Genomic DNA, 10931 nt, shown 5'->3' with positions numbered 1-10931 from the left:
TAATAGAGATAAATTATTTTTATCAGAATTTAAATATTGGTTAATGTTTTCGGTATTAAATTTAATATTTGTTCTAGTATTAGATATTGTTGTTCCTTGGCCACCTGCAGAAGAATTAATATTATTAATTTTAATATGTTTATATTTTTTTCTAAATTCCTGTCAGATATTAGCAGAATCTGATCATTTAATTAAATTTATTGTTTTTCTTCATACTTTTGTATCATCAGTTATTGGTCCAATTACTTTTCAATTTAAATTTATATTATTTATTATTCTTTGATTTGTATTGAATTTAAATGTAAAAGTAGTCTTATTAGTAATAAAATCATCTAAGAATTCTTCTTTTGCAAAAATATTATTTAATAAATGACCTGTTGCAGTATCTTTTGTAATTTTATCAAAAATAAAATTTTGTTTAAAATTTGGATCAGAAAAAATTGGATGGTTTAAAAGATATGCGCTATTAAGAATGTGCTCCTTATCATTTATTTCAATATTCCCAATGTCAACTGTCGTTAAACCAAACTGTTGATTTATTTTATTTCATATTTCTTGTTTTTTCTCTTTTGATAGTGCAGTATATCCCAAAATATTATCTAAATCATTATTACTATAATCCTTAGGTAAATTATTTATTAAACTTGTTCATTTGCCATTAGCAGTTGGTTTTTCATTTCTTGTTAATCATTTTTTAAATTTATTAAGAAGGGATGTCTTTTTTAATGTAAAAGAAACAATAATTCTATCAGAAAATAAATTATAAAGAATAGTTCCACCAGTTAAAATCCTAGCATCATCTGATTCAATCGGAAGCCATGTATCATCAGAAAAATGTATCGTCGGAGCATGAAAAACTTTATCTAAGTTTCCAACAATAATAGCACTATTATCAGTAATTTGGTCAATAAACTTAATATCACTTTCTTTGATATGCAAATTATGACGAAGAAAAGCCAGTTTAATTGTTTCAGCATTATTATTAGGTAATTCTCCTAAATTAGTATTTGTTGTTAAAGAAGATAAAGTAAAATTATCTGTCCTGAAATTTACTTCAATGGGTGATTCAGCATTGTCAATATTAAACTCCCTTCCATTATATAGAACTGTAGAATTAACAATATAAATTCTTGCAGTTATTTGATTTATATCTGTTATCCTTAAATGTAATTGCAATTGTGTTATTAAAGGATTATCTTCTTGTAATTGACTTAAAATTGTATGTGAAAAATTATTTTCAAGAATTCCTAAATTTCGATTTGGAATAACCCTAGATAAAGTAACAACGGGATTATAATTAATTATAAAATCAAGATTATCAAGGATAACATCGGTTATCCTTTCTCCAACTCTGATATTATCTCGTAAATGTCCTCGCGCACTAGTTTGACCAATGTTATCAAAAACAAAGGCATCAAGAAAATCTGAGTGAGAAAAAATTGAGTGATTTAATGTCACTAAACGATTCCGAATATGTTCTTCATCAATATCAAAACATTCAATATCCCCAATATTAACTGTTGATGCTAATTCTAACAATGACTTAGGAGCAGTTCTTTTCTTAATGTTATGATCTTTTATTTTAAAAATTACTTTTTTATTTAATAAATTTTGTGGATAAACTATAGAAGTTTTTTTACCCTTAAGATGTGCTCAAAAAGTATTGTTTGAAACATTATAATTATTTTCTGGAATTTCTACTTCAAGTTCAGATATTTCTGTTCTTGGATATTTTTGTTTTATTGCTTGCAAAATTGCTTCTCGTTTATTTTCTTTAATTTCACCGAGTTCTATTGGTTCATTAAGTGGTTTTGTATAATCTAATTTTTGATTGCCATCTAATTGAAATGTTATTAATCCATCCTCATATAAATTTCTTGCCTTATCTTCAAATATTTGTTTATTTGCTTTATTTCTTATTTTTTTATTTATGTCATCATTATAAGAACTATTTGCCAATAAATTTGGAATAGTTCCAAAAATTATAGTTGTACTAATTAATAAGTTTAAAATTCTTCTCATTCTTTTTTCCTTTCATCTTTTTATTAGTAAATAGTTAATTCCACAATGTTATAACATAAAAAGATAAATTATTATTAAGTTAAACAAATTTTTTGCAATTTCCTTTATAATAAAAAAATAACTACTGAGCAAGGTAAAAAAAATTTTAGAATAAAAACAAAATTGAAATGAAATTAGAACAAAACAATGCAAATTATGAAAAAGCAATTTTAGTCTTGTATTTCTTTGTATTTAGTCGTATGATTATCTTGAAATTATTTTAAGGACTCCATGTAACAATTTTGTAATAAATAAAGTATTGATTATTTATAGTGGAATTTTAACTACCCTCCTGGTGTTTAGAATTTCCCCCCACCATTATTTACTGTAACATAACAAAAAGATTAAAAAGATAAGGACGTGCAAAAAAATGAATAAACGAAATAATACTCGAAAAGTAATGGTTGGTAATATTCAAATTGGCGGCCAAAATAAAGTTGTTATTCAATCAATGACTAATACGAAAACACACGATGTTGAATCTACTTTAGCACAAATCAATCAACTATATCAAGAAGGTTGTGAAATTATTCGAATTGCTGTATTAGGAAAAGATGATGCTGCTGTCTTAAAAACAATTGTTGAACGTTCTCCTTGCCCATTAGTTGCGGACATCCATTTTAATTATGAATTTGCTTTAATCGCTGCTGATGCTGGTATTAGTAAAATTAGAATTAATCCAGGTAACATTGGAAGTATAGAAAATACAAAAAAAGTTGTTGAAAAATGTCTTGAAAAAAAGATTCCAATTCGAATTGGGGTTAATTCTGGTAGTTTACCATTAGATCTTGTTAATAAATATGGTTGAACTCCTAAAGCAATGATTGAAAGTGCTCGCCGTCATATTGAAATTTTAGAGCACCTTGGTTTTTATGATATTATTTTATCTTTAAAAGCAACTGAACCATTAATGGCAATTGAAGCTTATACCTTAGCTAGCCAAGAATGAAATTATCCCCTTCATTTAGGAATTACTGAAGCTGGCAGTCATCATACAGGAACAATTAAATCATGTAGTGGTTTATCACCGCTCCTTTTTAATGGCATTGGTGATACGATTCGGATTAGTTTATCAACTGATCCAATAGCCGAAGTTGAAGTTGCTAAACGAATGTTAAATTCACTAGGACTTTATGATAACATTGTTGATGTGATTGCTTGTCCAACATGTGGTCGTTTAGAATATGACCTTTTCCCTGTTGTAAAAGAACTAGAAGAATATACAAAAGCTTTAAAAATTCCATTAAAAATTGCTATTTTAGGTTGTGTTGTTAATGGTCCTGGAGAAGCTAAACAAGCTGATTTAGGAATTGCTGGTGGTAAAAATGGTGGAATTATTTTTAAAAAAGGTAAAATTTATAAATCATGTAAACAAGAAGATCTTGTTCCAGAATTAAAACTATTAATTGATGAATATTATCAAGAATGACAACAAAAAACATTCAGCAATAATAAAACCTTTTATGATAAAATAAAAAGTGGAAAGAAAATAGAGGTGAATGATATGAATATGTGTTGTACCGCAAAAAACCATGATTGTTTTTCATGTCGTACTTGTAGTAAGCCAAAGGTTGGTTGTCGTTCTTGCTTAATTTGTATTTCTTGTACAGATTGTGTTAATAAAAAATGTGAGTGTTGTAAAAATAAACGTTAAAAAACTAGGTAATTACCTATTTTTTTTAATTTGAAATTAAGTGATTATATGGAAATTCATTTAGTAAAAAAACAAATCAACCTGGATTTGGATTTATATAAGGATAAATTCGTTCAAATTGTTCTAAAGCACTATCAAAGTCATCATCATTAATGTACCCTTTTGCTACTAAATACATAAAAACAATTGATACACTGCGGTTAATTCCTCAAATACAATGGATATAAATTTTTTTATTTTTAATATTATTATCAATAATCTTTAATGCTTGAATCACAACATTAGCATCTAATTCTTGTAATGTTGGATAATCCTTAAAATTAAAATAAACATGTTTGTCATCAATTCAAAGATATTCTTGATTATCATTTTTAATATTATATTTTTGAATTTGTTCACGATAAATTTCTTCAGCACAACTAATTACTAATGCAGCATCTTGTGGAACACTATGACGGTCACCAAGATACAAATTATCGATAATTTTCTTTGCGGACATTTTTATTGTCCTAAATCTATTTTTATTTTACCCTTTTGTTGAAATGGATCAGTAAAATTTTTTGCCTTAATCATTGCAATTTCATCCTTATAAGGAGCAACCGCATGCTTCTTTTCTCCAACATATGGTGTTTCTAAAATCTTAATCATCCCATCTAATTTAGGATGATAAATTATTTTTAAAAGGGTTTCAAATCCCAAGTAACCATAACCAATATTTTCGTGGCGATCGTTATGGGCATTTAAAGGATTTTTACTGTCATTAATATGTAAACATAATAACCGGTTTAAACCAATTAATTGCTCAAATTCTATAATAATATCATCTAACGCTTCTGTGAAGCGATAACCAGCATCATGCATATGACAAGTATCTCAACAAACCCCTAATTTATCATTTAATTTAACATTATCAATAATATATTTTAGTTGGGCAAAACTTGTTCCTAATTCGCTCCCCTTGCCAGCCATTGTTTCTAAAGCAATTTTTGCTTTTTGATTAGGTGTTAAAACTAAATTTAATCCTTCAATAATTTGATCTAATCCAACTTGTTCTGGCGCGCCAACACCACTTCCAGGATGTAAAACAATTGTTTTAATTCCAATTTCATCAGCACGAGTAATTTCTTTTTTTAAAAACTCAACAGCTATTTCAAAAGTACTAGGATTAGTTGTGTTCGCTAAATTAATAATATAAGGAGCATGAATAATAATATTATTAATATCAAAATGATGTTCTTTTAATTGTTGATAAAATTCTGGAATAAAAAATTGTTCAGTACTAACACGAATAGTATTTTGGGGTGGTCCTGTATATATCATCATTGCATTAGCATTATTATTTAGACTTTCATTTAAGGCACCCAGCAAATAATTTTGCTGCTTGTTCATACTAACGTGACTCCCAATAATTAAATTATAATCTTTCATTCTAAGGTCTCCCTTTCTTTCTAATCAATTTTATAATATCATATATAAGATAAGAAAAATAACTTATTATTTATGAAAGGATCAAAATGATTAACGAAAAAAGCATTGAAAAAATTAATTTAACAATTACTCAAATTTATCAAAAAATTATTACTAAAAAAAGCGATAAAATTGTGGCTTGACAAGGAATTAATTTATTATGCTTGCTAAGTTTAATTTTTAATTTTTTATTAACAATCTTTAATTTTGTTGCAGCATATAATCTGCATTTTACTATACAAAAAGTTGTCTTCTTACCCCTTGGTATTGTTTTTTTATTAATAACTTTAGTAAATTTTATCTTCTTAATTTTTATTAGAAAACGTCAAAAAAGATTAATTAATCAACTTAAAATTAATTTAAATAAAACCTTATTAATTAATACCTATAATGATATCTTTAAAACAATTTTCAAAACATTAACAATTACCGATATTAGTTCTCAATGAACAATTAAACCAGTTAATTTACCTCACCTATCTGATTTTAAAGTAAATGATAATATTATCATTGGCCAATATCACGGTTATAATTTTAATTTTGGTTCTATTAATCAAGCAACAACTACTATTGTTGATAATCTCCAACCAAATTTAATTCCAAAACCTTATAACCTGCAATATTACCGTTATTTATTTTTAACAATAACTTTTCCTTCTCTTAATGACCGAAATTTTGAAATTACACGAAAAAATAAATATCAAAAAAATAACTTAACTTTTGATAACTTTTTTTGGTATGACCAAACCAATGCGTATTTAACATTACCTCTTAAAAATCGTATTTTAGAAAATATGACAACAACAAAAATGATTCCAAATATTAAAGTAACCAAGCAAACATGCTCACTCCAGTTAGCAACTAGTTCAATAAATAATAGTAAAGATAATTATAATAGTTTATTAAATATCAAAATTAGTTTAAACAAAAAAATTATGGTAAAGAATATTTTACTAATGTTAAACCATGACTATGAAATATTACAAAAAGGCTTTGTTTGATTCAATTTAATTGTAAAAAAAGATTAATACTTATCAATTTTATAATTAGCAATAAGTTTATCCAGTTTATGAGATAAAATTTTAGCTTCTGGATCTGAAACAACAATCGCAGCTTTAATTTTCTTATATTCTAAAACTGAGGTGGAAACAATTATCACTTCATTATTAATATCATTGCCTTCATAATGATCACGCGCTGGCAGACGAATAATATCATTAGAATAATGAACATATTGTAGTCCTGAAACAACAGCATCTGCTTTTGAAGTAATAACCATTAAACTACGATATTTAAATTTTGGAAAGATAATATCAATTGTGATTGCTTGGACTACAACAAATAAATATGAAGCAAATAAGGCAGGACCAAAGAAGTATTTAACTTTATGACTAGTGAAATCACTACCATATAAACCGCCATCATCAATTTTAAAACCAAGACGTTGAATTTGCTCAATATCGGCTGCTCAGTCTTTTCCAAAATAAATACTTGTTAATTCACTACGACTTAATAATGTTGTATGAATTGCTAACATTACTACAATAATAATATAATTAACAATTCGATTATAATTAGCAATTGAAATTTTCTTCTTGGCTGAATAATAAGCAAAAACAAAATCAGTTCCGGCTGTTGATGCTCCACCTTTATAAACTAAACCATAGGCAATGCCATTTAAAATCCCTGCTACAGCTGCAAAAACAAATAATCAAATTTGGTACATTCCACCATAGTTACTAAAAATATTTAAACTATTATAATTAACAATAAAAAATAATTCTTGTGGATTAATAACCGGAATATAAGCAAATGCAAAGTGAAAACCATTTTGCAAACCAATATAAACAATTGTTCGAAAGGAAAAACGAATCCCAATTTTAATAACACCAAAAATAAATAATGGTATATTAAACACAAAATAAAAAACTCAGTACATACTTGTTTGCATTTGTAACTGATCTTGATTTGGCCAAATTCCAACCGCAATTCCACGAGCAATCCCCCCAATTCCACTTGGAGTAATCCCATTACTTGTTGTTGCTGCAATAAAATAATCATAACTAGCCATTCCTAAAAAAGCAGCAAATATAATATAAGCATAATCACGGAATAAACGTGATTTAAAATAAGCTTTAAAACGTAAATTAAATTCTTTTCGTGAAATCCGTTCACGACTACGGGTTTTTCTTTCCGTTGTTTTCTCTTTCGGATAAAAATCTAATGTTTTGTTTTTAATACTATCAGGGCTAACTCCAATGTTGTTACTATCTCCTTCTGCTGTTAAATCTTTTTCTTCTTCGTTAACCATTTTTCGTTATTCCATCCCCTTTCTTAACCTTAATTATTATTAATAAGTATAACATCATTTAAAAAATAAAAAACAACCTTTTGGTTGTTTTTTAATAAATTAATTAATAATTAATTATTCACTTTTTAAACGAATTGTAACTTTGAATGAACCAACTTTAATTGGATCATAATCATTTCTTGTAATATCAACAACAGTATAATCTCGTTGTAGTTTTTGATTTAAAGCCACAAATTTAACACCTCTGTTTGCTCCTTTGTTTGAAGGAATAAACACTGGAATTTTTCGATAATCTAATGCTGGAATTGTCATATAAATAACAATTTGTTGATATGGTGAGTCAACATCTTTCAATGCTTCATTTAAATATTTAACAAATTCATTACTTACTAATTGTGTTCCAAAGTTTTTATCTTCAACAAATTCATGTGATTGGTTATGGGTAATGTAAAATGAAATTCTTGCATCACAATTTACTAATAAGTATTTTTCTGGTACTGTTGCACCATTATATGTATATGATGATTTATCTTGACATTTTTCAGCAATGGCTGCAGCAATTTCATTTGCAACTGTTTCAATTTTATATAATTTTTCATTATTTAAATCATATTTTGCTGATTTATTTCATAATAATTCATCATCATTAACACGAACTTGTTCTAAAAATAATAATTTACGTAATCATTTTTTAGGAGCATTTTTTCATTCATCCTCTCCTAAAATTACTTTACTTGGTCTTTCTGCTTCTTTTGCTTTTGAACGGATTACTTGAATAATATCTAATGCAACAGGAGTTTTTTCTTGTTTATCAACTAACATTAATGAAGGCCCAAATCCTGATAATACTTTATGTGTATTTGGTTTAAATAATTTAATTCATTGGTCATGTTTAATTTCAAATAATTCATTAATTGAATCTAAATCATCTTGTGAACATTGTGATAAATCAATAATATAATTTGAACTTAATAAGTTAAATAATCTTCTTAATAAGTATTTTAATGTATTAACTGTTTCATACATTTTAAATTTATGGATTGGATCATTATCTCATGGTGATAATGCATTATTATAAATAATTTTTAAAGCAATATAATTAATACTTGATTTTTTAGCAACTTGCGCAATTGCCCCTGCTTCAGTATCAATTACATCAATAGTATGCCCATATTTATCAACCATTTCCTTAAATTGTTTTGAGTTATAAATCAACATATCTGCTGTTCCAGTAACTCCTTCTGTTAACCCCAATTTAAAGTCTTTAACAACTTTAGCGAATTCACCATCGAATTGGAATGATTCAGGTTCATTAACAATTTGTCCATATTTAATATCTTTAAAAACTGTTAAGTCAGCATCACGATAAATAAATTTTGTTGAGATTGTTGTATCTCCTGTATCATGCTTATCGTTTGTTGACAATGCTAAGTCTACATTTAAAATTGTTTGTAAACCAGGATATTTTTCTAATAAGTAAGTAATAGTCATTGCAGCATTTGCTTTACCATATCCTACTGTTGCTATAATAAAAGTTTTTCCATGGTATTTAACATGTTGAATTACACAGTTCTTTCACCAATATTTTTTTACTGTTTTAATACTGTGCTTATCTTTCATCGTAAAATATGCTGTTGAAATTACGCCGATCATTTATTTTCCACCTCTATTTTCATATTTAATTTCTAAAAATTGTTTATTTTTAGTGCATCTTACTATAATTAATATTTGATTATATGCAAAATACAACTATAATTATTGTATCGTATTTTGTCTTAATTATCAATGACAAATATTAAAATGTTTAAAATTGTTAAAATTATAAAAATTATTTTGTTTTTAATTTCTAAAATAAAGAAAAATTATTTTTATTAGGATTAAATATTATACATGAATCCTGTAAATGCAAGCAGTAATTTTTGCCTCTTGTTAATTTGATGATAACATCATTTTTAACAAATGCAACTCTTTTTTTAAAAAAATAAAATATTTTATAAATATAACTTAATTTAAGCATATTTAATCATACTAAAAAAGCATTTATTAAATTTTAATTAATAAATTTCTTTAAATATTCTGTAAAAACATTTCTTTTGCACTTATTCAATTTAACACGGTCGGAGTTTATCATTTATAACATTAACTACTCAATCTATTCTTTTCTGACTAACATTATTAAAATCTGTGCCCTTAGGAAATCAATATCTTAATTCACTATTCATATATTCAATTAAGGGTTTTTGTTGTGGTGAACCAGCATCACAAAAATAAACTTGTGTTTCAGCAAATATTTCCATTTCTCGTCATTTACTAAATTCTTTACCTCTATCTGTTATTATTCCTTTAATTTTTCCAATTAAATTATTATTTATAACAATATCTTTAAACTTTTCAAAAACTTCATTAGCAGTATGATTTTCTAATTTTATTGCAAAATATTTTTTACTTGATTGTTCTGCTAAAACTAAACAACTAGATAAATGTTCTTTTCCAACAACAGTATCCATTTCTAATCAACCAACATTAGAAACTTTATTTTCAATATCTCAAATTGACTTAAAATCAGTTAATTTACCACGATTATCTTTTTTTCCTTTTGTTTTAAATTTTTTACCACGATATCGTAAATTTTTTTTTTTAATCCAAATTCACCTAAACGAATTCATTTATAAAAAGTTTTAAGACAAGCAGGAAATTTAATACCAAATTTTAAAAAATAATGATAAATAATTTCTGATGGTGAATCATGATAAACATTAAATCTCAGATGAATAAAATTTAATTATTCTTCTGTAAATTCAGGTAGTTTTTTAATACATTTTTTACGCTTTTTATAATAATCTTTTTGTGCTTCTATTGCTGTATAATCTTCTATATTTTTAAATCGCTTAATTTCTCGTCTAATAGTATCTACACTACGATTTATTTGTCTTGCAATTTCAGATAAATTAAGCGTACCATTTTTCTTTTTACAAGCATTAGAAAATAATAAATCCTTAAATAAATCACGCTCATCATATTTTACATGTTTATAATCTTTCATATATTTTGTCTCCAATCTTTTTCAAATTATTTATACACTATTTTTTAAAAAACTATTTTATTTCAATGATTAATATATCCATATTCTAATAAGTGAATTATTTGATATTGTTTAGTGGCATAAATTACACCAATTATTTTATCTTTGGTTAATTTTATTTTAAAAACAAAATAATCTTTTAAATGTCTTCTTTTTGTTAAATGTTTATTGCTAATAGGGCAAGTAATTTTAATTTCTGCCAATATTTTTTCACCTACATTTTTAATTTCTGCTTTTATTTGTTCTTGGATATCATAAGTATATTGTTGGATTGAGTCTGCAACAAAATCAAATATATCAACTACTGAATTACTTTTTTTCATTTTTAACACCTTATCTTAAACTTAAAAATAGTT

At 25.7% G+C, this 10931-nt stretch carries 7 protein-coding genes and 2 pseudogenes; 2 read left to right on the top strand and 7 right to left on the bottom strand.

Annotated features, from left to right (window positions below; genetic code table 4):
- The coding region (locus C6B38_RS05490) for a hypothetical protein (RefSeq protein ID WP_105298937.1) at nt 1-2022 on the bottom strand (2022 nt) is incomplete at its 3' end.
- A 409-nt stretch (nt 2023-2431) separates the two neighbouring features.
- On the opposite strand from C6B38_RS05490, the pseudogene ispG reads away from it, so the two are divergent.
- Nucleotides 2432-3496, top strand: a pseudogene (ispG, locus tag C6B38_RS05485) (flavodoxin-dependent (E)-4-hydroxy-3-methylbut-2-enyl-diphosphate synthase); the annotation flags it as partial.
- A gap of 244 nt (nt 3497-3740) precedes the next feature.
- Here ispG and C6B38_RS05480 read toward each other — a convergent pair.
- Together C6B38_RS05480 and C6B38_RS05475 are read right to left on the bottom strand one after the other, a co-directional pair.
- A complete protein-coding gene (locus C6B38_RS05480) occupies nt 3741-4214 on the bottom strand; it encodes a dual specificity protein phosphatase family protein (RefSeq protein WP_105298936.1) in 474 nt (157 codons plus the stop codon).
- Between the two features lie 2 nt (nt 4215-4216).
- Complete coding sequence (locus C6B38_RS05475; RefSeq protein ID WP_105298935.1) at nt 4217-5143, bottom strand: deoxyribonuclease IV; 927 nt, start codon at nt 5141-5143, stop codon at nt 4217-4219.
- Nucleotides 5144-5229: 86 nt separating this feature from the next.
- On the opposite strand from C6B38_RS05475, the gene C6B38_RS05470 reads away from it, so the two are divergent.
- Nucleotides 5230-6210, top strand: coding sequence for a hypothetical protein (locus C6B38_RS05470; RefSeq protein ID WP_105298934.1), 981 nt, complete (start codon nt 5230-5232; stop codon nt 6208-6210).
- On the opposite strand, the gene C6B38_RS05465 is transcribed toward C6B38_RS05470, so the two are convergent.
- The 4 genes and pseudogenes from C6B38_RS05465 to C6B38_RS05450 form a co-directional block, all read right to left on the bottom strand.
- Entirely contained in the window at nt 6207-7493 is a 1287-nt protein-coding gene (locus C6B38_RS05465) for a YitT family protein (protein WP_105298933.1), read from the bottom strand. The genes C6B38_RS05470 and C6B38_RS05465 overlap by 4 nt on opposite strands.
- A 114-nt stretch (nt 7494-7607) precedes the next feature.
- Nucleotides 7608-9146: a cytoskeletal motor fibril protein Fib gene (gene fib / locus C6B38_RS05460; protein WP_105298932.1), complete on the bottom strand. Its 1539-nt coding sequence runs from the start codon at nt 9144-9146 to the stop codon at nt 7608-7610.
- Between the two features lie 414 nt (nt 9147-9560).
- Nucleotides 9561-10536 (bottom strand): annotated as a pseudogene (locus tag C6B38_RS05455) (IS30 family transposase).
- 44 nt (nt 10537-10580) lie between these two features.
- Nucleotides 10581-10898 carry an HK97 gp10 family phage protein gene (locus C6B38_RS05450; RefSeq protein ID WP_105298931.1) on the bottom strand — a complete coding sequence of 106 codons (318 nt, stop codon included), beginning with the start codon at nt 10896-10898 and terminating at the stop codon, nt 10581-10583.
- Nucleotides 10899-10931 lie beyond the last annotated feature (33 nt).

It is taken from the genome of Spiroplasma sp. ChiS (assembly GCF_002968355.1).
Taxonomy (GTDB): Bacteria; Bacillota_I; Bacilli_A; order Mycoplasmatales; family Mycoplasmataceae; genus Spiroplasma; species Spiroplasma citri.
Note: the sequence above shows the minus strand (reverse complement) of the source record. Positions and strands in the feature narration are given on the sequence as shown.